Raw genomic sequence first — 22,491 nt, forward strand, 5'->3', positions numbered from 1 at the left:
GGGTACACGCGTGTGCACTACGGGGACGTCACCGGGAGTGACGGCCGATGCCCGGGAGACCCTCTGGAGAACCCCGGCCCCCTGCTGGCACCAACGCCCCTACCGGCTGCCGGTAAGTGCGCCTGGGCGCCCCCGGTAGCCTCCCCCACCGTCTTCTTGACACTTCCCGGAGCCCGTGAAGTACTGCGGTTGCGAAGCCGGGGCTGACTAGTCGGGGGTGAGTCTCCTGCCGGAGTTGCGATACCCCAGTGTGACCGAACTGGTCTCGTCCGCAAGGGCGTTGGCCGCGCATCGGCCGGGCCTGTGCACCCTGAGGCAGGTGGGTGCCTCCCGCGCGGGCAGACCACTCCAGCTGCTGTCCGTGGGGCACGCCTACCGCGCCGTGCTGGTGGTCGCGGGCGCCCACGCCAACGAGCCGACCGGCGGCTCCACTCTCCTCGCCCTGGCCGAACGGGTCATAAGGGAAAGGGAGTTGAGGTCGGACACCTCCTGGCACTTCCTGCTCTGCGCGGACCCGGACGGGGCGAGTCTGCATGTCACGCCGGCGCCGCGCAGTCTGCTCGACTACCACCTGGGCTTCTACCGTCCGGCCGGGCCCGAGCAGCCGGAGTGGGCGCCTTCCGTGCTGCCGCCCGATCGACTGCCACCCGAGACACGGGCGTTGACCCGGGTGATCGACGAACTGCGGCCCTACCTCCAGGTGACCCTGCACGGGACGGATCTGGGCGGCAGCTGGGTGCAGTTGACGAAGGACATACCGGGGCTGGCCGAGCCGTTCGCCAAGTCGGCGGCCGAGTTGCACATCCCGGTGGAGACGGGTGCCTCGGACGCGGCGGGCTGGCCCGCTTCGGGACCCGGGGTGCATGTGATGCCGGCGCCCGGTTCGGACGTGGCGTACCCGAGCATGCCGGACGACGCCCGGCACAGCACCTGGTACCACGCGCACCGCTACGGCGGTCTGACCGCGGTCGTGGAGGTGCCGATGTGGGCCAGCGACCTGGTGGACGACCCGGCGCCGCATCCCGCCCCGGCGGCGGCGATACGGCGGCTGGCGCGCCGCCTGCTGCGGGACACGCGGGAGGTGGAGTGGGTCCTCGCCGACGCGCTGCCGCGGCTCCAGGGCGTCGACACTCCGCTGCTGCGGGCCGCGAGGTGGGCCCTGGAGCTGGTGCCCGGTCTGGCCGCGGACTGGATGCACACGCCGCCGGCCGACACGACGATGGCGTACGTCGGCAGCGTGGACGCGTTCGGGCGCCGGCTGCCGTTGCGGGCCGCGGCGATGCTGCTGCGGGTCCTGCGGGAGCGGGACGACCGTGCGGCGCCCCTGCTCGAACACCTCGTGGCGTCCTGGAGCGACGCCTTCGCGGAACGCTTCCGGGCCCGCTGGGTGCCCCTGGAGCACCAGGTCGAGCACCAGTCCCGCACGGTCGTGGCGGCGGCGCTGCACGCGCGCGTACAGGCGGGCGGATTCGGAGACGTACCCCACGCGCGTGCCCAACGCTCGGCCTGACGCCGCCCGCCCCGAGCACACCTCAGCTGTCCAGCGCGAAGACCTCCCCCGTGCGCGCGGCCAGGACGCACGCGTTCGAGAACGTCTTCCTGTAGTCGACCTGGCGCCCCTTCCACTCCCCGCGCGCGTGGGCGGTCACCGGGGCGTAGATCATCGGGCAGAACACGCTCCTGGCCGGGACGGCGTCGATGTCGCCGTCCGCGGCGCCCAGTTGGGCACAGGCCTCGGTCGCGTGGGCGTGCCCCTGGGGCGGGTCGCACAGCAGCAGCGTCCCGCGCGTGTCACTGGAGCGGCTGTCTCCCCGGGTGACGGTGAGGTAGAGCCAGTCGCCCTGGATGCCGTGGTGGGGAGCGGACGCCTGGGCCGGTGCCTGTCCGGCGGCGAGGAGCACAAGTGCCGCCGGAAGCAGGGCACTCCGGAGAAGGGACGCTGTGAAGGTCTTGACGGTGCAGGTCATTCCCGGTGCATCGGCACCGCGGTCTCCGTACCCCAGCCCTGCTCACCCGAACGAGAGCGTACGGGCGCGTGCCGCAGGGCCAGTTCGAACGCGCCGAGCACCACGCGCGACTGGTACTCGACCTGGCGCGCGACCGGGATCCAGCGTGCCCCGCAGCCGTCGCGGTAGTCGGCGCACCACTCGTCGATCAGCCGGTCCAACTCCGGCAGCACACCGGCCTGATCGCGCCCGGAGACGATCACGAGCTGGTACAGCAGCCCCGCCGTCCGCAGCGCCAACCGCCGTCCCGCGATGCGCAGGGCGGCCAGGTGGGCGGTGTTGAGCGGTGGCAGCGGGCGGGCGGCGCCGGTGTCGACATCGGGATCCCACGCGTCGGCGAGCCCGGGGATCACCAGTAAATAGTCGTCGACCGGGGCGAGCAGCCGCGCCGCGTCGGACACGACGAGGGTGCGGGGGCGCGCGTCGGCGGTGTCCCGCGCGCGCGTGCCGATCGGGTCGGCGGCGGGCCGCGGCCAGGCGTCCCGCAGCCCGACGCCCGTCCCCGTCTCGGTACCGCCCTGCACGAACGGCCGTATCCGTGCGAGGAGTTGTTCCAGGATGCGGCTGTCGTGGCGCAGGGTGTGGCTCACGGTGCGGAGGAAGGCGTCCGCGTCGGCGAGCGGTGCGCCGTTCTCGACGCCGGCCACGCCCCACATCGGGGCCTCCACGACCGCCGTGATCGTGCCGTGCCGGTGCGGGTGGTACCAGGTGGACTCGACGGCGGCCTCGGTGATGGCGGCGGCGAGGTCGCCCGGGCGCGGTGGCGGGATGCGGTAGACGGCGGGGCCGAGGCTCGGCCAGTACAGGGTGTCGTAGGGGCCGAGTTCGCGCGGGATGCCGAGGCGGGCCGCGGTGTGGGCGACGCGGCGGGCGAGGCCCGGGAGGTCGTGGGTCAGCTCCACGAAGCCGCCGCCCACGTCGACGCCGTGCAGGGAGCACTGGAGGAACGGCCTCAGTTCGTCCTGGATCTCCAACAGGGCGCGCGTCTCCGGGAGTCGGGCCCCGGCCGCGCCGTCCGGCAGCCACTCGGGCTGTTCCAGGAAGCCGGGCCGGAAGAAGTTCCGGAAGTACCGGCCGAGGCTGTACGGGCCGGGCAGCCAGCCCTCGTTGCGGCGCGAGCCGTCGGGGTCGAGGCACAGCAGCAGGTTCCAGGTGGCGTCGGCGCCCTCGCTCAACCGAGGGTCGGCGAGGACCCGTTCGGCCAGCCGCAGCACCGTGGCACCGCCCACGGGCTCGTTGGCGTGCGGTCCGGCGACCACGAGGGCCTGACGGCTGCCGTGGCCCACGGAGAGCAGCCACAGGGGCGTACCGGCGCGGGAGGTCCCGACGCGGCGCAGCCGGGCGTCCTGGGGGTGACGGGCGACGAGCGCGGCGGCCTGGGCGGCCAACTCGTCCACGGACGGGTAGCGGAGGAGTGGCGGCAGGGCACACCTCCACAAATGTGGTGCCGTCGGTTCACCTGATGTGCATGGTGTACGCACAGTCAGTCACGGCGCGAGAGGTACGTCAACACCGCCGTACGGAAAGGGATTTGACGTACGTCCATGGTCGCCACATCGGGTAATGCCCAGGCCAGAGGTGAGGTGGGGCTGTGTTCGGGCTCAGGTGACGGCGAGCCGGAACGCCATCCGACCGAAGCCGATCTGGTCGCCCTCGCGGACGACGGCCGCGCCGATCACCCGTCGGCCGTTGACCGTCGTGCCGTTGGTCGAACCGAGGTCGCGCAGGATCCACATGCCGCCCTGGCGGCTGAGTTCGGCGTGCACCCGGGACACCGTCTCGTGGGTCAGGCGCAGCCCGTTGGCGGGGTCGCGGCCGATGCGCAGCGGATGTCCGTTGCCCGGGTGGGGCAGCAGCAGCTTGGGGAGCCGCTCGGCCTGCCAGGCCCTCCGGAGTCGCACGGTGAAGCCGGAGACGGCCTCCACGGTGCCGAACAGCGCGCGGGAGAGGCGGCTTTCGGTGGGCAGGTCGGCGGTGAGCGGCACGAGGTCCTCGGACCGGCGGGCGGCGAGCGCCAGCTCCATGCGCCGGATGAACGTGTCGTGGGACAACCGCCCCATGGCGACGCCGTCATGGAGAACCTTGAGCGCCTTGTCGCGCTCCGCGTCGGAGATCCGCGCGGGGTACGTGTGGAACTCGAAGGACGACGTCACGCTCGTGATTGTCGGGCAGTGAACCCCAGGTGTCCAGAAGACGCGGAAACGGCACGCACGCGCGTGGAGATGACGACACCTGCGCCAAAGGGGTGGATTCAAAAGCGGATTGATCTCGTTTGAAGCACGATGGACGGGCTACATCCCGGTGAGCAGACGAAGGGGAACCGTCCGTGCAGTTCGAGGTGTGGGCACCAGAGGCAGACCGTGTGACGCTCCATCGCGAGGGCGCCACGCGCGCGTTGGAGCGCGATCCCGAGCGCGTGGGGTGGTGGAGCGGCGAGGCGGAGGCGGAGGACGGCACGCGGTACGGGTTCGCGGTGGACGACGGGCCGCCGCTGCCCGACCCGCGCTCGCGCCGGCAGCCGGACGGCCCGGACGGGCTGAGCGCGGTCGTCGACCACGAGCGCTACGCGTGGCGTGCCGCCGCGTGGCCGGGGCGCCCGCTGCCGGGCGCGGTGCTCTACGAGCTGCACGTCGGCACGTACACACCCGAGGGCACCCTGGACGCCGCCGCCGACCGGCTCGGCCATCTCGTCGAACTGGGCGTCACCCACGTCGAGTTGATGCCCCTGTGCCCGTTCCCGGGTCGGAACGGCTGGGGTTACGAGGGCGTCTCCCTGTGGGCCGTGCACGAGCCCTACGGCGGCCCCGAGGGACTCAAGCGATTCGTCGACCGGGCCCACGAACTGGGCCTGGGTGTCGTGCTCGACGTGGTGCACAACCACCTCGGCCCGTCCGGGAACTACCTGCCCGCGTTCGGCCCCTACTTCACGGACACGCACCAGACCCCCTGGGGCAGTGCCGTGAACCTGGACGCGCCCGGTTCGGACGAGGTGCGCGCGTTCCTGCTGGGCAGCGCGCTGGCGTGGCTGCGCGAGTACCGGATCGACGGGCTGCGTCTTGACGCGGTGCACGCGTTGCAGGACACGCGCGCGTGCCACTTCCTGGAGGAACTGTCGGCCGCCGTCGACACGCTGGCCGCCGAGACGGGCCGGCCGCTGTTCCTGGTCGCCGAGTCCGACCTGAACGACCCGCGTGTGGTCACCTCCCGCGCGGCGGGCGGCTTCGGGCTGCACGCGCAGTGGAACGACGACTTCCACCACGCCCTGCACACCGCGGTGACCGGTGAATCGCAGGGCTACTACGCGGACTTCGCGCGGGCCCCGCTCGCGGCGATCGCCAAGACGCTGACCGGCGGCTTCTTCCACGACGGCACCTATTCGAGCTTCCGGGACCGGCACCACGGCCGCCGCCTCGACCGCACGCGCGTGGCCGCGCACCGCCTCCTCGGCTACAGCCAGACCCACGACCAAGTCGGCAACCGCGCCCAGGGGGACCGCCTTTCGGCCTCCCTCTCCCCCGGACTGCTGGCCTGCGCCGCCGCGCTGACCCTGACCGGACCCTTCACGCCGATGCTCTTCATGGGCGAGGAGTGGGCGGCGGGCACGCCCTGGCAGTTCTTCACCGACCACACCGACCCGGACCTCGCGGAGGCCGTACGGCAGGGCAGGCGGCGGGAGTTCACATCGCACGGCTGGGCCGCGGAGGACGTACCGGACCCGCAGGACCCGGCGACCCGCGACCGCTCCTGCCTCGACTGGTCGGAGCCGGAGAACGAGCCCCACGCGCGCGTGCTGGCCTGGTACCGCCGGCTCATCGCCCTCCGGCACGAACAGCCCGACCTCACCGATCCCGACCTCACCGACACGAAGGTGGCCCACGACGAGGACGCCCGCTGGCTCGCCCTGCGCCGCGGGGACGTACGCGTCGCCGTGAACCTCGGCAAGGAACCGGCCGCGATCCCCCTGGGCACGCGTCCCGCGGAGATCCTGGCCGCGTGGGAGCCCGTGGGAGCGCCGGGGGCGGACGGGTTGCTGCGACTGCCCGGGGAGTCGTGCGTGGTGCTGGCGCAGGCGTAAACGCTTGCGCAATCGCTTGCGGACGACTGACGTAAACGTGTGCGTAAACGCTTGCGCGAGCGTTTACGTGCTACAACTCCCCCTCTCCGTCCCGCAGTTCCGTCACCCGCTCCAGCAGGATCGCCTCCCAGGTGCGTCGTAGCTGGGTCCTGAGGACCGGGACGGGCCCGGCGTCGCGGCCCTTGAGCTGGTCGGCGAGGCGGACGACGGTGTCGCAGCGGGCGAGCCAGAGGCCGCGCAGGCAGGGGCGGGCGCCGTAGCCGGCGAGGGTCGCGGCGCGTACGGCGGCGGGCGAACCGACCGCCAGGGCGAGGCCGGCGATGTCCTCGGCGGGGTCGCCGAGGGTCGCGTCGGTCCAGTCCAGGACGCCGCGGACCCGGCCGTCGGTGCTCACCACGAGGTGGTCGCCCTTGAGGTCGTGGTGGACGAGGACCGCGGTACCGGGCTGGGCGGCGAGCTGGATCGCGCCGGGCTGGGTGAGCTGGTGGAGGCGTGCGGCGTCGAACTCGTCGGCGGCGGCGAGGCGTTCGGCGGCCTGCCCGGCGGCGCCGCGCAGTGCCTCCAGGGAGCGCGGTGCGGTGCGCGGGATCCCGAGCGACTCGGCCTGCCGGACGGGCACCTCGCGCAGCCCGGTGAGCAGCCCCGCCAGGTCGGCCTCGCCCACGGCGGAGACGTCCTGGCCCTCGCCGGAACGGCCGGGCACCTTGGTGTCGAGCGTGTAGGTGAGCCCGGGTGCCCACTCGCCGTGCGCCACGCTCGTCGGAACCGCGACGGGGAGATACGGCCGTACGAGGTCGCGCAGGCGCAGTTCGCGGCGTTGCCGCACGGTGGCCGCACGGTTCGGGGCGAGGCGCAGCACATGGCGGGAGCCGACCCACCAGGTGGCGTGCTCGCCGCCCTCGGCGACGGGCGCGATCTCGGGTCCGGCACCGTCGGCCGTACCGTCCTTGAGCAGGGAACGGACCAGCTGGCGGACGGTGTCCGCGGTGGGTGTCGGTGCCTGGGTCATGGTCGCGCCGTCGCCGTTCGGGGTGTCGGGAACTCCTGGTCGTCGTCAGTTCACCAGGGCCATCTCGCGGTCCGTGTTGTTGAGCCGGCGGCCACCGTGCTCGGTCACCGTGACGATGTCCTCGATGCGCACCCCGAAGCGGCCGGGCAGATAGATGCCGGGCTCCACGGAGAAGCACATCCCGGGCACGAGGGGCTGTTCCTCGCCCTCGATCATGTACGGCGGCTCGTGCGTGGTGACGCCGATGCCGTGGCCGGTGCGGTGGATGAAGTAGGGGCCGTACCCGGCGTCGTCGATGACCGCGCGGGCGGCGCGGTCGACCTCCTGGCAGGCGACTCCGGGGCGCACCGCGCGGAAACCGGCCTCCTGGGCCTCGCGGACGAGGTCGTGGACGCGCTGTTCCTCGTCGTCGGGTTCGCCGACGTGGACCGTGCGCGAGGTGTCGGAGCCGTAGCCGTCCTTGAGGCCGCCGAAGTCGAGGACGATCATGTCGCCCTGCTGGATGACTCGGTCGCCGACCTCGTGGTGCGGGTTGGCTCCGTTGGGGCCCGAGGCGACGATCGTGAAGTCGACCTGGGAGTGCCCGAACTGCCGCAGCAGATCGGCGAGATCGGCGCCGACGTCGGACTCGCGGCGGCCGGCGAAGGGGACTTTCCGGATCTCCTCGTACGTCGCGTCGGCGGCTGCTCCGGCGGCCGCCATGAGGTCCAGTTCCGCCGCATCCTTCACCGCGCGCAGCATCGGCAGTGCGTCGGTGAGGGAGGCGTAGGTGGTGTCGGGCAGCGTCTTCTGGAGGCCCAGCAGGTGCATGGACCAGGCGTTGTCGCTGATGCCGAAGCGGCCCGTCGCGTCGAGGAGCGCGGCGGTGGCGGCGTAGGGGTCCTTGCCGTCGGTCCAGTCGCGCAGGGTGAGGGCGTCGGCGCCAGGCGCCTTGGCCGCGTCGGGGGCCTCCAGGGTGGGCACGACGAGGACCGGGGAGCGGCCGGGGGCCAGGACGAGCACGGTGAGCCGTTCGGTGATCGCGGTGGGCGCGTAGCCGGTGAGCCACACCAGGTCCGGTCCCGGAGCGACCAGGAGCCCCGCGAGACCGGCGTCGGCGGCGGCGTGCGCGGCGCGGTCCATGCGGGCCCGGTAGTCGGCGGCGGTGAAGGGCGCGGGCGGGCTACCGGTCATTCAGGCCTCCGAGGACGGACGGAACGGGGCTACGGTCAGCATCCTGCCCGGACCCGGGGGGCCACGCGAGCCGATCGGCGGGACTTCCCCGGTCCCGGCATCGTCATCGGGCTGTCCCGGCCGACGATCGGCGTCACGTCGTAGGCCGCTTCCAAGGGGACGCGCGATGTGGTGTCAGACGACGTACCCGGGGACCACGGTGAACTGCTGGAAGCCGCCGCTGTGGTGCCGGACCGTGATCGTGACCTCGTCCCCGGGGTGGGCACGCGCGACCGCGCGCGCGAGGTCGGCCGCCGAGTCGACCCGGGTGCCGCCGAACGTGAGCAGGACGTCGCCGCGGATCAGGCCGGCCGTGTAACCGGGCCCGGGCAGGTGGACGCCGACGATCAGGGCGCCCGCCTTCTCGGCGTCCACGGCCTCCACGCCGAGCGACGCGGCGGCGGGTGCGGGCGACGGCGATGGGCTCGGGGAGGACGTGGTCCTGCCGGTGGGGGCGGTCGTCGGCGCCGGTTGCCCGGCCGCCCGGCGCTGCATCTCGGCGAGTTTGCTCATCCCGATCACCGTGGCGCCGACCGTGCCGAGCCCGACCCCCGACAGCACCAGGACGGTCCCGACGAACAGGCCGAACAGCAGGGTCATGAGCCGTCGGCCGCGGCGGCGCGCGGCGTGCGGGCGCCGGGTGGGGCCGGGCTTGGTGCCGTCGCCGGGTTCCTGACCGGGCATCGGCTTGGGACGCAACGCAGTCTGTTCCATGGATCGCCTCCGGCAGATGCTCTACCCGGCGCACCGGCGCGCGACGTGCCACGAACGAGTGAGACTGACCGAGGGTCAGGAGCGGAAGCGGCGGGCGTCCCGGCAGCGAGGACCCGGTCCGGCCGGGTGTGAGCAGTCGGCCAGGCTCGATGTCAGTGGCGGCTGTTACGTTCTGTGACATGACCGATCACGCTCTGCGGCTGCTCCGGCAGGACGCCCACCTGACCGAACTGGCCGCGTTCCCCTTCGACTTCGACCTGCGCCGAGCGGACCACGGCGAGCCGGTCCGGCTGGCCTCGGGCGGTCCGCTGCGTCCGGTCGCGGGCGACGACACGGGCGGTACGTACTTCGTGTGCGCGGACGGGTCCGTGCTGTACGCCGACTCCGAGGGCTCGGCCGGGATCATCGGCTCCACTGTCGACGAGGCGCTGGAGATCATGATCGGTCTGCCGGGCTGGCGCGACCATCTGGACCTCTCCCCGGCCGACGGCCCGGAGCAGATCCTGGCCCGGGTCGCGGAGACGGAGGAGGAGTTCCGCGAGGACTACGGCATCGACGAGGCGAGGCCCGAACTCCGCGCCGCCCTGGGCCTGTCCGAGCGTTCCCCGGTCGAGCTGATCGCCCTGCTGCACACCGCCCTGCTGCGCACCGAGCCCGACTTCCTGCTTCTCAACGCCGAGGAGGGCTGCGCCTACGACCTCCTGGACCGTCATCCCCGTCCCCCGCTGTGGGAGCCGGTGCTCGCTCAGGGGCGGGCGGATCTCGCGGCGCTGCGGGCGGGCGACCGCGGGGTGTGGGACGCGACGGCCGAGGATCCCGTACGGCGTCGACTCGCGCTGCGGGCCGCGCAGTTCGACCGCGCGGACGGCGATCCGGAGCTGCTGCGGCATCTGCTCCGGCACGAGGCCGCGTCGTCGATGACGGACGAACTGCGGCTCGCCGCGGTGCTGGTGGGGCTGCGCGGGCACGCCGAGGATCTGCCGCTGCTGCACGAGGTGCGGGAGACGGACTTCGACACCGCGTGCGGGCTGAGCGAGTTGCCGGGGCGCGACGCGGACGGGGCGGCGCTGCTGGAGTGGGCCGAAGGGCTGGACGAGTCGCTCTTCGGTACGGACCCTTCCGACGAACCTCCGTCCACCTGGACCGAGTTGGCGGCCGACCAGGGGCTCGCCGAGTTGGCCCGGACGGCCCTGATCCGCCGGTTGGACGAGATCGAGATGGACCAGAGTGTGCTGCGGTCGCCGGGCGCGCCGAAGGCACTGAACGCGTCTCCCCTGCGGGCGCTGTCCCGCGAGTTCGAGCAACTGGGCGACCGGGGACAGGCGTTGCGCGCCCAGCGCCTCTACGCCGTCCTCCAGGACACGGCATGGGACCGCGTCTCGGCGCGGCTGACGCAGGCCCGCCTGGAGCGTGAGACGGGTCAACTAGCGCGGGCAGGCGCGACGTTGGTGGCGTTGCGGGAGATCCTGGCCTTCCCCGCCGACGACTCCCTGCGGTACTGGCAGGGCGTGAACCTCGGCCGGTTCATCGCCGAGGAGCACTACGCCCTGGCGCGCGACCTGGCCGACGCGAACCTCCTGGAGGAGGCCCGCGCCGCCCTGGTCGCCGCCGACGGGATACGCGGCGAGCTCTCGGGGGCCGCCGCGACGGCCGTACGGGAGCTCGCCGAGGACGTGGCGGAGCGGGTCGAGGACCCGAGGAACCTCGGCTGATGGGCTGTCAGCTGTAGGGCAGCGCCGGTACCCGGTCCGGGACGAAGCCGTGGGAACGGCTCGCCAGGTACGCGGACTTGTAGCGGTCGACCTCGCGGTGCCAGTTCAGGATGCCCGCCATCCAGTGCTGGAGGTCGGTCACATAGCCCCGCATGATCTCGCGTGCCTCGTCCGAGAGGTCGAAGTCGTCGTAGACGATGGGCAGTTCGTTCTCGGCGACGTGTTCGAACTGGTGCATGCGCTGCGTCATCAGGTCGTGGACGACGCCGAGTGCGGTCGGGTAGTCGATGCCGAAGAAGTTCTGCACGACGAGGATCGCGTTGTGGACCTCACCCTCGTACTCGATCTCCTTCTGGTAGGAGAAGACGTCGTTGAGGAGGCAGGCGTAGTCGATGGCCGCGTTCTCCAGGGCGCGGACGGGGCCGGTGCGGTAGACCTCGGGCGGGACCTTCGGGCCGTGGCCCATGCGGCACATGCTGAGGGTGAGGTCGGAGCCGAAGGTGGCGCGGCGCATCTCCAGGTAGTCGATCGGGTCGGGGATTCGGTGCTGGATCTGGTTGGCCAGCTCCCAGACCCAGCTCTCGGTCATCGTGTTGATCGCGGTCTTCAGGGTGCGCCGGTCGCCCAGGGGCATCTCGGCGGTGGTGAGGGCCCACAGGTCGATGAGCCCGCGTTCCATGCCGTTGACCGGCACGATGACCGCCGGTCCCTCGATGGGCATGCAGTCCGAGAGGCGGGCCGTGGTGACGCGCGCGGCGGCGAGGTCGCCGCGGATGCCGTAGACGAGGGGGTAGTAGTCGTCGCCGTAGGTCCCCCAGGCGAGCCAGCGGGAGCTGAGGTCGAGGGCCGCTTCGGTGGCGTCCGGGTCGATGCCCGCGGAGCAGAGCGGGAGGTCGGCGGCGGCGAGTTTCTCCTCGTCCCAGACGCCCTCCTCCAGGATGCCCATCGCGTGCGCCCAGTCGACGAGGCGGAGACGGGCGCCGTCCAGGTGCGGGCTCAGCTCGACCTCGAACGGCATGTAGAAGTCGGGGAGTTGGGAGGGGCCGACCTTCTGGAAGGGGACGTGCGTGTAGGCGCGCAGCCGTTCGGCGCCGGCCGCGGCGAGCAGGGCGCCGATGCCGGCGGCGGAGGTGCCGATGCCGGTCGGTCCGTTCAGCGGCGAGTTGTCGAGGGCGCCCTCGTTCATGTAGCGGCTGGAGCGCAGGTGCCATTCGTGGCCGCCCGACTGCCAGTCCTGGAGGCCCTGGGCGTAGGCGGCGACGGCCGCGACCTGGTCCGGGGTGAGACCTTTCTCCAGGGCCACGGCGGGCACCTCGGTGAACGAGGTGTGCTCGAACTGGTGGAGCCGGGAGGTGAGGACGTCGTTGACGGTGTCGGCGGCCTCCTGGGTGGTGCAGCCGAAGAAGGTCTCCAGGACGAGCACGCCGTTGCTCAGCTCGCCCTCGTCCTCGACCTCCCGCTGGTAGGAGAAGAGGTCGTTGCGCAGGTGGACGCCGTCGGAGAAGGTCTCCATCAGCACCCGCAGCGGTCGCTCCTCGGCGACGGACGCGGGCACTTCGGAGGTCGCGTACTCCACCAGGCCCGCCGACCAGGGCGCGCCGCCCACCTTGCGGCGCATCTCGATGTACTCGACGGGGTTGGCGACCCGCCCCTCGTTGATGTTGGACAGCTCCCACAGGGACTCGTTGAGCAGATGCTCGGTGGCGACGGCGAAGCGGCGGCGCCACTCGACGGACATCGACGGCACGGTGCGCGCCCACAGGTCGGCGAGCCCCGCCTCGACCGGATTCTCCGGCTCCGGTACGGGAGTCGACAGGTCGAGCGGCATGAACAGCGGCAGCCGGTCGAGGTAGGCCTTGCCGCCCGCGCGGTCCTGGCTGCGCTTGAAGGTCTCCAGGAAGTGGTCGTCGAAGAAGAACACCCACACGTACCAGTCGGTGATCAGCGACAGGGCGGGCCCGTCGCAGTCGGGGTGGGTGTAGGCGCAGAGCAGGCCGTAGTCGTGCGCGTCGAGGTCGGCCTGCTCCCAGATCCCGGAGCCCTCCAGCATGCCCATCTCGCGGGCCCACGTGGAGGAGTGGGCGCGGGCCTCGTCCAGATGCGGATTGAGGCGCGCGGGATACGGCATGTAGAAGTGCGGGAGTTCGAACGGCTGGGTCATGGCCGGGCCCTACCCGCGGCCCTCAACACCCATCCCGGGCGGGGGACATGATCACACCATCGCGTGAATCAGCGGCGAACCCATGCGTTTCCCCGCATCCTGTGACGTTCGCTCCCCCGCACTCCCTCCGCCGTCCAGGGAAAGCGCGGAACGAGTTCCTCGCCGATCCACGCGAGCGCGTCCGGCAACGCCTCCGTGGCCACCGGCAGCCACAGGGACGCGGAGACCAGCCCGGCGTCGGACAGTCGGCCCAGTTCGTCCCGGACGCTCTCGGCCGTCGCGTCCTCCCCGCCCAGCGGCCGGCCCGGCACCTTCACCGCGGGGGTGAACCCGGGCGGCACCAGGAACAGGCCCGCCGTCAGCTCCAGCGTGCCCGGGTCGCGGTCCACCTCGTCGCCGAGCGCGTCGAGCCGCGCCCGCACTCCGGCGAGCGCCTCCGCGTCGACCCCGGAGCCGTGCCACGCGTCGCCGAACCGCAGGGCCCGGCGCAGTGCCGCGTCGCTCTGTCCACCGACCCACACCGGCGGACCGCCCTCGGTGCGCGGCAGCACCCCGAGCCGCGGTGAGCCCTCGCCCCGCCACAACTGCCGTACGGCAGCGAGCTGTTCGTCCATCCGGTGGCCCCGGCCCGCGAACGGGACGCCTACGGCCGCGAACTCCTCGGCGTCCCAGCCGGTGCCGACGCCGAGCCTGAATCGGCCGCCGGAGAGCCGGTCGAGGGTGGCGGCCTGGTGGGCCAGGACGAGCGTGTTGTACAGCGGCAGGACCAGGATGCTGGTGACCAGCCCGATCCGTCGGGTCGCCCCGGCGATCGCGGCCAGCAGGACCAGCGGGTCCGGGGTCACCCCCAGGTCACCGGCCACCGCGCGCGAAGACGTGGTCGAGGCCCAACTCCTCTGCCCTGACGGCGGTTTGGAGGACCTGGTCCAACTCCCCCTCCCCGTCGGGCCACAGACGGTGCGGTGCCACTCCGATACGCATCTCGGCCGTACTCCCCTCGTGCGACGACACGTCCGACAAGAACGTCAGTGACCGAGCCAACTACACGGCGGGCGCCGAGGACACCCCCCGCACCTGGATCAGCGCATGCGTGCCACCCGTACGCCAGCGCTGCCCCTCCGCCGCGACCAACGCGGACTCCGTGGAGGCGTCCAGGCCCGTGATGACATCGGACTTGAGGGTGCGCAGGGCCGCGACCGGGCCCGGGAAGTACGCGGTGACGTCGGCGAACGCAGTGGTCGGGGCCCAGCGGCAGTCGCCCACCAGGCGGCGGTAGTTGAGGTCGCCCTTCACGATCGTCAGGGTGGCCGCGGCGAACTCGGCGCGGAGGTCGGCGGGCATCTCGGCGTACGGCAGCGGGGCGCAGGAGAAGGGGTGGGCGCGCACGGCGAGACGGCCGTCCGCCATGGCCGACCAGAGGCGGCGGCCGTACGTCGCCGCCGCACCCGGCGCGCCGACGAGCCGGTGCAGGGCGTCGACGACGTCGGCGGTCGTGGCGTCGGAGACGTAGTACGGGTGCGGCTTGATGTGCAGCACCGCGCGTTCGATGCGCCGTTGGTCGAGGAGGTGGGCCAACAGCAGGAGATCGGGGATGAGTTCGCGGCCTGCGTTGTCGGCGACGAGGCAGAGGGTGCCGGTGCCGGAGAGGAGTGGCCAGAGGCGTTCACTGTCGTCGGCCACCAGGGCCGGCACCGGAGCCTGCGACTCGGCCGACTCAGTGCCCGCTCCCCCTCCTGACCCCGCTCCCGCTGCCGAGAGCCGGAAGCCGAGGTCCGCGCGGTTGCCCCAAAGGGAGCCGTGGAGAAGGGAGTTGGCGCGCTCCTCGGGCGGCTCGGTCTCCAGGTCGTCGAGTGCGGCGAGTTCCTCGTCCGTCTCGGGGGCGTCGAGTTCGGCGCGTTTGGCGGGGCGGAACGGGTCGATGCCCTGCCAGGCGCCGGGGCCGAAGTAACCCACGGCGTCGAGGAGTTGGCGGTAGAAGTAGCTCTCGGACCAGAGCCAGGGCACGTCGTACCAGGACTGTCCGGCGTAGGTGTCGGTGCCCCACGCCGCCCACCGGTCGTGGTCGGGGGCATCAAGAGGGAGGGGTTCGATCGCGCCCTCGGTGCAGTTCTTCAGGAGGGCGTCGAGGGCGCGGTGCTGCCCGGGGCCGTACGGGAAGGCGTCCCGGACCTGTTGGATGATCGCGGGGTGCCGTTCGGCCAGCACGCTGCGGGGGAACGAGCCGGGCTCGTCGCCGAGGATCACGGGCGCGGTGGGGGTGTCGGGCATGCGCCTCACCGTACCGGGCGGGTCAGTCGGTCTCGATCTCCCGCTCCAGGCGCGCGGCGAGGCTGAGATAGCGGGCGCGGCGCGGGACGGGGACCAGCCCGCGGATCACCAGGTGCCACATCTCGGCCGTTCTGCGGGGCTGTAACGCCACCGGTTCGAGGGTGCGGCCCAGGACGCGGATGCCGACGAAGAGGCCGACGAGCGTACGGGCCACGGCGTCCACGTCGGTGTCGGGGTGTGCGTCGGCCTCCGCGACGGCGCCCGTGAGTTTGCGGGAGGCGATGTCCAGCCACTCGGCGAAGGGGTGCGGCATCGGGGGCCGTACCTCGATCTGCCCCGCGGCGAGCCGGAGTCCGGCTCGCGGGATGGGGCCGTCGACGGCCAGCCGTGTCATGCCGAAAGTGACACGTATCAACGTCTCCAGTGAGGAGTAACCTCTACTGTCCATCTCGGTGGAGATCTGGCGCGAGGCCTTGGCCTGCATCTCCAGGATCGTGTGGGCCAGGTCCTCCTTGGCCGCGAAGTGGAAGTACAGGGCGCCCTTGGTGACCTGGGCTTGGTCGACGATGTCGCTCAGGCTGGTGGATTCATAGCCCTGCCGGTCGAACAGCTCGGCGGCGGCCGTGATGATCGTTGTGCGGGTCTGTTCGGCCCGTAGCTGCCTCGCCATCGACTGAAACACTCCCGATGAAGGAAAAACAACGGCCCATGCCGTTTTTTGTTACCCCCTGTACACAGTAGCTCACCGTCCGGCGGTGTCGACCTTGTACCCGAAGACCACCAACACCCCTCACGTTCCCATCACTTGCGTCTCTCTGTCTCCCCTGGCCCGACTCTTGACCACTTTCGGTGGCCGTGGCACGTGTCAGCGCCGCTTCCCGGCCAAACGGAAGACCGACCGACCCGGTGATGCGCCTCCGAGGAGGAGTCTCGGCCTACGGGTCAGTCGGTCTGTTTCTGTGGATGCCCTGTGCCGCCGGCCTGCGGTCGGAGGGCGCGTTCGACCTAGCGGGCGGAGGGTACGTTGCCGCTGCCGGTGCTCACGGCCCGGACCGTCTTGGCCGCGTCCGCGAGACCGGCGCCGCAACCGCCGGAGCAACTGCCGGGCAGGGCACGGGCGTTGGCCTTGATGGCCGCCTCGATCCGCGCCGGGGTGAGCGCGGGGTCGGCCGACTTCATGAGCGCGACCAGGCCCGCGATGTGCGGGGTGGCCATGCTGGTGCCCTGGTAGTAGGCGTACGACTCGGTGGACGGCGTCTTGGTGCCGGAGTTCAGCGTGGAGTAGATGCCGTTGGCGGTGCCGGTGCCGGTCTGGCCGCCCGGGGCCGAAATGTCCACGCCGGAGCCGTAGTTGGAGTACGACGCCCTGGCGCCGGCGCGGTTGGTGGCCGCGACGGAGATGACGTTGGCGCAGTTGCCCGGGGAGTGGTTCGCGACGTTGTCGTTGTCGTTGCCCGCGGCGACGACGACCGTGGTGCCGCGGTTCACGGCGGCGGTGATCGCGCTCTGGGTGGCCGAGGTGCAGGCGCCGTCGCCGCCCAGGCTCATGTTGATGACCTTGGCGACGTTGCCGTTGGCGGGGACGCCGGAGACGCTGCCGCCGGACGCCCAGGTGATGGCGTCGATGATGTCGGAGTCGTAGCCGCCGCACTTGCCGAGGACGCGCAGCGGGGAGATCTTCGCGCTGTGGGCGATGCCCGCGATGCCCTTGCCGTTGTTGGCGACCGCGGCGATGGTGCCGGCCACATGGGTGCCGTGCCAGGAGGAGTTGCTCGCCCCGGTGCCCGAGCCGCACTCGTTGGCCGCGTAGTGGTCGCCGGGATCGGCCGGGTTGCCGTCGCGGCCGTCGCCGTCGACCGAGACGGCGGTGTCGCTGACGAAGTCGTAGCCGGCGACGATGTTCGCGGCGAGGTCGGAGTGCGTGACGTAGCCGGTGTCGATGACGGCGACGGTGACACCGCTGCCGGTCGAAGTCGGCCACGCGGCGGGCACGTTCATCCCGGCGGTGGACTCGAAGAGGTCCCACTGCTTGCCGTACCCGGTGTCGTTCGGGTCGGCCTGCGGGGTGTTCAGCCGGTCCGGTACGACGTAGGAGACCTGCGGGTCGGACCTGAACTCGGCGATGACGTCGGCGACTTCGGTCGTGCTGCGGGCGTCGCCGAGGCCGACGAGGGCGGCGCCGGTGCCGAGGCGGCGCTGGAAGTCGACGCTCTCGCCGGTCTCCTGGCCCTTGGCGGTGGCGTCGGCCTCGGCGGCGCGGTTCGAACTCGCCTCCGCGGCGCCGGACTTGTAGCCGACGATGAGGCGTTGGGCGAGGGTGCCGGGGGCGGCCTCGGTCTGTCCGGACAGGGCGGGTGCGGCGGCCCGGGTGGGGGGTACCTGGGCGACGGCGACCGCGTTGACGGCCGTGACGAGGAGGGCCGAGGAGACCGCGGCGACGGATATCAGGGTCCGTCCGGTGGGGAATGCCGTGGGAGTGCGCAAGGGCTTGCCTTTCGTGGCCGTACTCCAAGCAGCGCGGAGCGGCGGTCGATGCGCTTCGCCGTCGAAGCGGTGGGGGGTCGAACCAGAGAGCGCCGGGCGCGGGCGGCCGCCTCGACAGGGGTTGCCTGTGGGTCAGCTGTGGTCAAACGATAGGCAAAGAGAAGGTCATACGGATACGGGGGAAACCCTCGATCCGGCCGGAAACCACCCCTGAATATCGGGCCGTCGACCGGAAGCGTCCCGATGGACGGCGGGGAACGGGCTGAACGCGCCGGGCCCGCTTCCCGTATTGCACGAACAGACCGTTGCCGCCCCCGGCCGAGGAGACGTTCCGGATGTCCCGGATGACCGCACATCGCACTGCCATGGCGGCCGCCGCCATGGCCCCGCTGCTGCTCACCGTCTGGGCGGCGGGTCCGGCGCAGGCGCACGGGGCGCCGACGTATCCGGTCAGCCGGGTCTACGCCTGCTCGCCCCAGGGCGGCAGCACGGCCGGGTCGACGGCCTGCGAGGCGGCCGTGGCGGCGAACGGGGGGCCCTTCACCTTCTGGGACAACATCCGGGTCCCCGACATCAACGGCCGGGACCGGCAGCTGATCCCCGACGGGAAGCTGTGCAGCGGCGGCCTGGCCGACTACAAGGGGCTGAACCTCGCGCGCACCGACTGGCCGTCGACGCGGCTGACTCCGGGGGCGAAGCTGACGATGACGTACGCGTCGACGATCGCGCACACCGGGACGTTCAAGTTGTATCTGACGAAGGCCGGTTACGACGCGTCGAAGCCGTTGACCTGGTCCGAGCTGCCGACGACGCCGTTCGCCGAGGTGAAGGACCCGCCGTTGACCGGCGGCGCGTACCGCATCAAGGCGACGCTGCCGACGGGCCGGACCGGGCGGCAACTGATCTACACCATCTGGCAGAACAGCAGTACCGAGGACACGTACTACTCGTGCTCCGACGTGGTGTTCCCGGGTGGCAGCGCCGCTTCCTCGTCTTCCTCGAAGGAGACCGCCGCCTCGAAGGACAAGTCGGCGAGTCCGTCCTCGTCCACGGCCAAGTCCCCTACGGCCGCGAGCCCTTCGGCGAAGGCCAGTGAATCGGCTACGGCGCAGAAGGCGTCCCCGGCCGAGGAGAGCACCGCGCCGGGCAGCAGCCCGGTGGCGTCCGACACCGACGCCGCTTCGAGCGGTCCTTCGGCGCCCATGGTGGCGGGCGGCGCCGCCGCGGTGCTCGTCCTCACCGGGGGCGCCGCCCTGGCCCTGCGACTGCGTCGACGCTGACTCCGACTCGACGCGTACAGGCCCTACTTGCTCCTCTAGTTGGTGTAGACCGCGGCGCCGCCGTCCGTCACCGGGGCGTACTTCGCGGTGAAGTAGCCCGCGCTGAAGCACAGGGCCGAGCCGGAGGTCTTGGTGAAGGCCTGGCTGGTGAAGTTGATGCTGGTGTCGGTGTTGGAGGACGTGCCGCTCAGGCTGGGCGCCTGGTAGACGCAGGTGATGCTGCCCAGCAGGGTCTTCAGCTTGACCGTGGTCTGGATGGTGGAGCCGCTGGCCGGGGTGACGGTCAGGGTGCCGTCCGAGACGGCCGCGGTGGTGTAGGGCAGGTTGTCGACCGTGATGCTGGTGACACCGGTGACGCCGAGGACGTTGCTCGTGCAGCTGCTGCTGTCGAAGCTCTGCCCGGAGACGGACTCGGTGGCGGTGCCCGGCGCGGTCGGGTTGTCGGTGACGGTCGCCGTGAACTGCGACGTCGTGCACTTGATGCCGCTGGTGCCGGTCGCGCTGGAGTACAGGGTGGCGCTGGTGCCGGTGGCCAGGGGCGCGGTCAGCACATCGCCGACGGCGACGGCCGTACCGCCGAGGCTGCCGGTGGTGAGCACGGCGGTGCCGTCCGCCGACGCCGGGACGGTGAAGGGGAGGGTGAGCGCGGCGACGGAGCCGACGAGGGTGAGGACGGTGCGAGTACGCATGCGGGTGTACCTCTTCTTTCGAAGGGAGGGTCGAACCGGGGGGTTCTTTGGGGGGTGGGGGAACTGGGGGGTTCTTTCGAGGGTGGTGTAACTGGTTTTTTTGGGGGGCGCGAGTTCGCCGCCACCGGCCCGTGACGCCTTCTCCGTACGTGACGGGCCGGGGCGGCGGACGGCCGGTCACCGGCCGGAGGCCCGCGGGGGTTGGGGGTCTCCGGCCGGGCCGGGCGGTGGGGCGGACGGCACGACCAGGGGGAAGCGGCCGTGCCGGGCCGCGGGGGTTCGGACTCTGAGGGCGTGAAGTGCCCCTGCGGAAAGGGAAGTCCGGGAACGCGGCTCGTGCCGCGCGGCGGATCCGGCGCCACGGATCCGGCAAACAAGGGAGAGTTGTAGACCTGAGTGTCAGTCAACGTCAAGGGATGCGGGGCAAGTTGACGTACAAGCCGGGACACGGCAGGGGTGCGGGAAAGCCTTGCCTCACAGGTGGCGCATCATCAACACTCTTTTTTCACAACTCCCTTGACCCTTCAATGTAACCCCCGGTAACTTCCTCGACGGCTACTGCTGCGTAACCTTGAAAGCCCTTGCACCCGCCGGGAGTTGTGAGGGAGGGTGCGCCGCACTCGCTGTCCGCGCCAGGACAACGCGCCACTTCGATACCGACTCGCGTTGAACCAGAGCAGCACATGGGAGCAGACATGGCTTCACCCTCGGACGCCAACCCGTCCAACGGAAACACCCCTGAGCAGCCGGAAAGCGGTTCCGCACCCGCCACCGCCGAGGGGCCCGAAAGACGCGGTCAGGTCCGACTGCGCCGTGCCGCGGTCATGGCGGTGCCGGCCACGCTGGTCGCCGCGACCCTCGCGGTACTCACCGCCCAGGGCGCCCTCGGGGTGCAGTTCTCCATCTCGGGCATGCCGTTCACGGTCACCGCCAAGTCGATGGACGGCACCGGCTTCGAGCAGTTCGGCGACCTCGACAACATGATCCCGAACAGTCCGAACGCGGGCGACACCGGCGGCCAGGAACTGATCATCACCTCCGCCATCAAGAACGCCACGCTCGACAGCCTGTGCCAGAGCGTCGACCTCGGCGGCATCAACCTGCTCATCAAGGCGGGCAGCGGGGCGACGAAGGTGACGGCGACCGACCTGACCACCGACTCGACGGAGATGTCGGGCAACGCGTCCTTCAACAACATCGAGATCGGCAACGACGCCAGCACGCTCAACAAGGCGGGCGTGCAGGGCAAGCCGGGCGTCTTCAGCCAGCAGGCCGACACCGTGCACATCGACAACCTCCGGCAGACCAACTACGCCACCACGGCAGGTGTGTTCAAGCTGCCGGGCCTCAAGCTCAGCTTCAGCGACTCGGGTTGCTGATGTCGGAGAACCTGCCACAGCAGGGGAGAGGGCCCGCCTTCCGGCGGTGGCGGGCCCGCCGTCCGTTCTGGGGCGGGCTGTTGCTCGCCCTGGGCGGGGCGGAGATCCTACTCACGGAGAAGGTGTCGCTGAAGGTCGCGATGCACATCGGGATGCAGGGCATGACCGGTTATCTGCTTCCGGTGATGATGCTGCTGTGCGGACTGCTGATCCTCTTCAGCCCGGGCCAGCGCCTCTTCTACTCGATCGTCGGGATCCTCTGCTCCCTGGGCAGCTGGCTCACCTCGAACCTCGGCGGCTTCTTCGTCGGGCTGCTGCTGGGCATCGTGGGCAGCTGCATGACGTTCGGCTGGCTGCCGGACCAGGAGCCGCGGTCGGAACGCAAGCGTCGTAAGCGTGAGGCGAAGACGGCCACGAAAACGGAACTCCAGCAGCAGGCCTGACCCGTCACATCGGCCCCGGCAACAGCCGGGGCTCGACGCGTTCCTCGACCACCGAGTCCCCGTCCCGCGTCACGATGTACGCCCCCTTGCCGGGCAACTCACTGACGGCCTCGACGAGTTGAGTACCGCGATAGACGAGACCGACCCCGTCGTCCGTGCAGTGGGTGACGGGGAGTGTCCCGTCCGCGACCATCCGGTGGACCAAGGGGCGCCGGCCCGGATCACTGTCGTAGTGCACCCCGTTGCCGTACGGCAGGAATCCCAACGCGTCGGTGAGCGGCCGGAGTTCGGGGCCGAAGGAGTCGGTCGTGCCGCCCTGGAACCAGCATAGGGAGCCCGCGCTGACGCCGCTGAGCACGACGCCGGACTCCCAGGCCCTGCGCAGGACGCGGTCGAGGCCGTGGACGCGCCACACGGCCAGCAGGTTGGCCACCGAGCCGCCCATCACCCAGACGACGTCCTGATCGAGGACGGCGCCCTCGATGTCGTCCAGGTTGGGCATCGGGAAGAGCTGCAGCGGCGTCAGGTCGAAACCCGCGACCCGCGCCGCCTCCGTCATGCGGAACGTGAAGTGTTCGGCGTCCCCGACGGCCGTGCCGACGTACATGACGCGCGGGCGGCGGCCGTGGGCGCCGGAGAGTTCCACCGCGTGGTGCACCAGGGCGTCGAACAGCACACTGGTCCGGCGGCCCGCGCGGTGGCCTCCGGACGTGGCGACGATGGTGGATTCACGGGCGATCATGCCCGCGACCCTAGCCGGTGCCGGCGACCGCCCCGCCGCCGCGTTCGGTCAGTGGGCGGTGGCGGGCGGCTCCGTGGGGGTGACCACCGGAGACTCGGTCACCGTGTGCACGGTCGCCGGCTGCGCCGGGACCGACTCCGCCACGTTGCTCTCCTCCTTCATCGCCTTCGCCTCGCTCTTGAGGATGCGCATGGACTTGCCCAGTCCGCGGGCGGCCTCCGGGAGCTTCTTCGAGCCGAACAGCAGGATGACCATGATCGCCACGACCAGCAGGTGCCAAGGTTCCAGTCCGTTGCGGAGCATGACCTCGCCCTCCT

The 22,491-nt window shown here is 71.5% G+C and carries 20 protein-coding genes and 1 pseudogene; 6 read left to right on the plus strand and 15 right to left on the minus strand.

Annotated elements, in window-relative coordinates:
* The first annotated feature begins 217 nt into the window (after positions 1–217).
* On the plus strand, positions 218–1,510 hold the full coding sequence (locus OG226_RS13185; RefSeq protein ID WP_328677282.1) for a M14 family zinc carboxypeptidase: 1,293 nt from the start codon (positions 218–220) through the stop codon (positions 1,508–1,510).
* Positions 1,511–1,532: 22 nt separating this feature from the next.
* Here the strand turns inward: OG226_RS13185 and OG226_RS13190 are convergent, their stop codons facing one another.
* The 3 genes from OG226_RS13190 to OG226_RS13200 all read right to left on the minus strand — a co-directional run bounded on the left by OG226_RS13190 (position 1,533) and on the right by OG226_RS13200 (position 4,159).
* Positions 1,533–1,967: an SSI family serine proteinase inhibitor gene (locus OG226_RS13190; protein WP_328677284.1), complete on the minus strand. Its 435-nt coding sequence runs from the start codon at positions 1,965–1,967 to the stop codon at positions 1,533–1,535.
* Positions 1,964–3,445, minus strand: a complete 1,482-nt coding sequence (locus tag OG226_RS13195) for a M14 family zinc carboxypeptidase (protein ID WP_329349064.1) — start codon at positions 3,443–3,445, stop codon at positions 1,964–1,966. The genes OG226_RS13190 and OG226_RS13195 overlap by 4 nt, the downstream gene beginning before the upstream one ends.
* Positions 3,446–3,607: 162 nt before the next feature.
* The gene (locus OG226_RS13200; RefSeq protein WP_328677288.1) at positions 3,608–4,159 is read right to left on the minus strand and encodes a DUF1707 and FHA domain-containing protein; all 552 of its coding nucleotides are present in this window, start codon (positions 4,157–4,159) and stop codon (positions 3,608–3,610) included.
* A 173-nt stretch (positions 4,160–4,332) separates the two neighbouring features.
* Between OG226_RS13200 and treZ the strand changes: the two genes are divergently transcribed.
* Entirely contained in the window at positions 4,333–6,081 is a 1,749-nt protein-coding gene (gene treZ / locus OG226_RS13205; RefSeq protein ID WP_329349065.1) for a malto-oligosyltrehalose trehalohydrolase, read from the plus strand.
* Between the two features lie 70 nt (positions 6,082–6,151).
* Here the strand turns inward: treZ and OG226_RS13210 are convergent, their stop codons facing one another.
* From OG226_RS13210 to OG226_RS13220, 3 genes are all read right to left on the minus strand, one after another.
* A complete protein-coding gene (locus OG226_RS13210) occupies positions 6,152–7,090 on the minus strand; it encodes a phosphotransferase family protein (protein WP_328677293.1) in 939 nt (312 codons plus the stop codon).
* A 45-nt stretch (positions 7,091–7,135) separates the two neighbouring features.
* Entirely contained in the window at positions 7,136–8,263 is a 1,128-nt protein-coding gene (locus OG226_RS13215; RefSeq protein ID WP_328677295.1) for an aminopeptidase P family protein, read from the minus strand.
* A gap of 174 nt (positions 8,264–8,437) precedes the next feature.
* Complete coding sequence (locus OG226_RS13220; protein ID WP_328677297.1) at positions 8,438–9,016, minus strand: PDZ domain-containing protein; 579 nt, start codon at positions 9,014–9,016, stop codon at positions 8,438–8,440.
* Positions 9,017–9,195: 179 nt separating this feature from the next.
* On the opposite strand from OG226_RS13220, the gene OG226_RS13225 reads away from it, so the two are divergent.
* Complete coding sequence (locus OG226_RS13225; protein WP_329349066.1) at positions 9,196–10,728, plus strand: hypothetical protein; 1,533 nt, start codon at positions 9,196–9,198, stop codon at positions 10,726–10,728.
* Positions 10,729–10,735: 7 nt separating this feature from the next.
* Here the strand turns inward: OG226_RS13225 and cyc2 are convergent, their stop codons facing one another.
* The 6 genes and pseudogenes from cyc2 to OG226_RS13255 form a co-directional block, all read right to left on the minus strand.
* On the minus strand, positions 10,736–12,889 hold the full coding sequence (cyc2, locus tag OG226_RS13230) for a germacradienol/geosmin synthase Cyc2 (protein WP_329349067.1): 2,154 nt from the start codon (positions 12,887–12,889) through the stop codon (positions 10,736–10,738).
* A gap of 68 nt (positions 12,890–12,957) precedes the next feature.
* A complete protein-coding gene (locus OG226_RS13235) occupies positions 12,958–13,734 on the minus strand; it encodes an LLM class flavin-dependent oxidoreductase (protein WP_329349068.1) in 777 nt (258 codons plus the stop codon).
* A gap of 7 nt (positions 13,735–13,741) precedes the next feature.
* On the minus strand, positions 13,742–13,870 hold the full coding sequence (locus tag OG226_RS13240; RefSeq protein ID WP_328677306.1) for a hypothetical protein: 129 nt from the start codon (positions 13,868–13,870) through the stop codon (positions 13,742–13,744).
* Positions 13,871–13,930: 60 nt separating this feature from the next.
* Positions 13,931–15,157 carry a damage-control phosphatase ARMT1 family protein gene (locus tag OG226_RS13245; RefSeq protein ID WP_329349069.1) on the minus strand — a complete coding sequence of 409 codons (1,227 nt, stop codon included), beginning with the start codon at positions 15,155–15,157 and terminating at the stop codon, positions 13,931–13,933.
* Positions 15,158–15,179: 22 nt separating this feature from the next.
* Complete coding sequence (locus OG226_RS13250) at positions 15,180–15,827, minus strand: ScbR family autoregulator-binding transcription factor (protein WP_329349070.1); 648 nt, start codon at positions 15,825–15,827, stop codon at positions 15,180–15,182.
* Positions 15,828–16,183: 356 nt separating this feature from the next.
* Positions 16,184–17,641: pseudogene (locus OG226_RS13255) on the minus strand (S8 family peptidase); the annotation flags it as partial.
* Between the two features lie 335 nt (positions 17,642–17,976).
* On the opposite strand from OG226_RS13255, the gene OG226_RS13260 reads away from it, so the two are divergent.
* Complete coding sequence (locus tag OG226_RS13260) at positions 17,977–18,921, plus strand: lytic polysaccharide monooxygenase auxiliary activity family 9 protein (RefSeq protein WP_328677311.1); 945 nt, start codon at positions 17,977–17,979, stop codon at positions 18,919–18,921.
* Positions 18,922–18,956: 35 nt separating this feature from the next.
* Here OG226_RS13260 and OG226_RS13265 read toward each other — a convergent pair whose 3' ends face one another.
* On the minus strand, positions 18,957–19,610 hold the full coding sequence (locus OG226_RS13265) for a Tat pathway signal sequence domain protein (protein WP_328677313.1): 654 nt from the start codon (positions 19,608–19,610) through the stop codon (positions 18,957–18,959).
* Between the two features lie 695 nt (positions 19,611–20,305).
* Here OG226_RS13265 and OG226_RS13270 point away from each other — a divergent pair.
* Both OG226_RS13270 and OG226_RS13275 read left to right on the plus strand, forming a co-directional pair.
* Complete coding sequence (locus tag OG226_RS13270; RefSeq protein ID WP_328677315.1) at positions 20,306–20,989, plus strand: DUF6230 family protein; 684 nt, start codon at positions 20,306–20,308, stop codon at positions 20,987–20,989.
* Complete coding sequence (locus OG226_RS13275) at positions 20,989–21,432, plus strand: DUF6114 domain-containing protein (protein ID WP_329349071.1); 444 nt, start codon at positions 20,989–20,991, stop codon at positions 21,430–21,432. The genes OG226_RS13270 and OG226_RS13275 overlap by 1 nt, the downstream gene beginning before the upstream one ends.
* Before the next feature lie 4 nt (positions 21,433–21,436).
* On the opposite strand, the gene OG226_RS13280 is transcribed toward OG226_RS13275, so the two are convergent.
* Both OG226_RS13280 and tatA read right to left on the minus strand, forming a co-directional pair.
* Positions 21,437–22,174: a peptidase E gene (locus tag OG226_RS13280; protein WP_329349072.1), complete on the minus strand. Its 738-nt coding sequence runs from the start codon at positions 22,172–22,174 to the stop codon at positions 21,437–21,439.
* Between the two features lie 48 nt (positions 22,175–22,222).
* Positions 22,223–22,477: a Sec-independent protein translocase subunit TatA gene (gene tatA / locus OG226_RS13285; protein WP_329353382.1), complete on the minus strand. Its 255-nt coding sequence runs from the start codon at positions 22,475–22,477 to the stop codon at positions 22,223–22,225.
* Positions 22,478–22,491: the final 14 nt, after the last annotated feature.

The organism is Streptomyces sp. NBC_01261 (assembly GCF_036226385.1).
Taxonomy (GTDB): Bacteria; Actinomycetota; Actinomycetes; order Streptomycetales; family Streptomycetaceae; genus Streptomyces.

Bases quoted from the DNA above. Each gene is read 5' to 3' on its own strand.
- OG226_RS13190 (WP_328677284.1), bottom strand. From the start codon at position 1,967: ATGACCTGCACCGTCAAGACCTTCACAGCGTCCCTTCTCCGGAGTGCC.
- OG226_RS13210 (WP_328677293.1), bottom strand. From the start codon at position 7,090: ATGACCCAGGCACCGACACCCACCGCGGACACCGTCCGCCAGCTGGTC.
- OG226_RS13215 (WP_328677295.1), bottom strand. From the start codon at position 8,263: ATGACCGGTAGCCCGCCCGCGCCCTTCACCGCCGCCGACTACCGGGCC.
- OG226_RS13220 (WP_328677297.1), bottom strand. From the start codon at position 9,016: ATGGAACAGACTGCGTTGCGTCCCAAGCCGATGCCCGGTCAGGAACCC.
- OG226_RS13225 (WP_329349066.1), top strand. From the start codon at position 9,196: ATGACCGATCACGCTCTGCGGCTGCTCCGGCAGGACGCCCACCTGACC.
- cyc2 (WP_329349067.1), bottom strand. From the start codon at position 12,889: ATGACCCAGCCGTTCGAACTCCCGCACTTCTACATGCCGTATCCCGCG.
- OG226_RS13240 (WP_328677306.1), bottom strand. From the start codon at position 13,870: ATGCGTATCGGAGTGGCACCGCACCGTCTGTGGCCCGACGGGGAGGGG.
- OG226_RS13245 (WP_329349069.1), bottom strand. From the start codon at position 15,157: ATGCCCGACACCCCCACCGCGCCCGTGATCCTCGGCGACGAGCCCGGC.
- OG226_RS13250 (WP_329349070.1), bottom strand. From the start codon at position 15,827: ATGGCGAGGCAGCTACGGGCCGAACAGACCCGCACAACGATCATCACG.
- OG226_RS13260 (WP_328677311.1), top strand. From the start codon at position 17,977: ATGTCCCGGATGACCGCACATCGCACTGCCATGGCGGCCGCCGCCATG.
- OG226_RS13265 (WP_328677313.1), bottom strand. From the start codon at position 19,610: ATGCGTACTCGCACCGTCCTCACCCTCGTCGGCTCCGTCGCCGCGCTC.
- OG226_RS13270 (WP_328677315.1), top strand. From the start codon at position 20,306: ATGGCTTCACCCTCGGACGCCAACCCGTCCAACGGAAACACCCCTGAG.
- OG226_RS13275 (WP_329349071.1), top strand. From the start codon at position 20,989: ATGTCGGAGAACCTGCCACAGCAGGGGAGAGGGCCCGCCTTCCGGCGG.
- OG226_RS13280 (WP_329349072.1), bottom strand. From the start codon at position 22,174: ATGATCGCCCGTGAATCCACCATCGTCGCCACGTCCGGAGGCCACCGC.
- tatA (WP_329353382.1), bottom strand. From the start codon at position 22,477: ATGCTCCGCAACGGACTGGAACCTTGGCACCTGCTGGTCGTGGCGATC.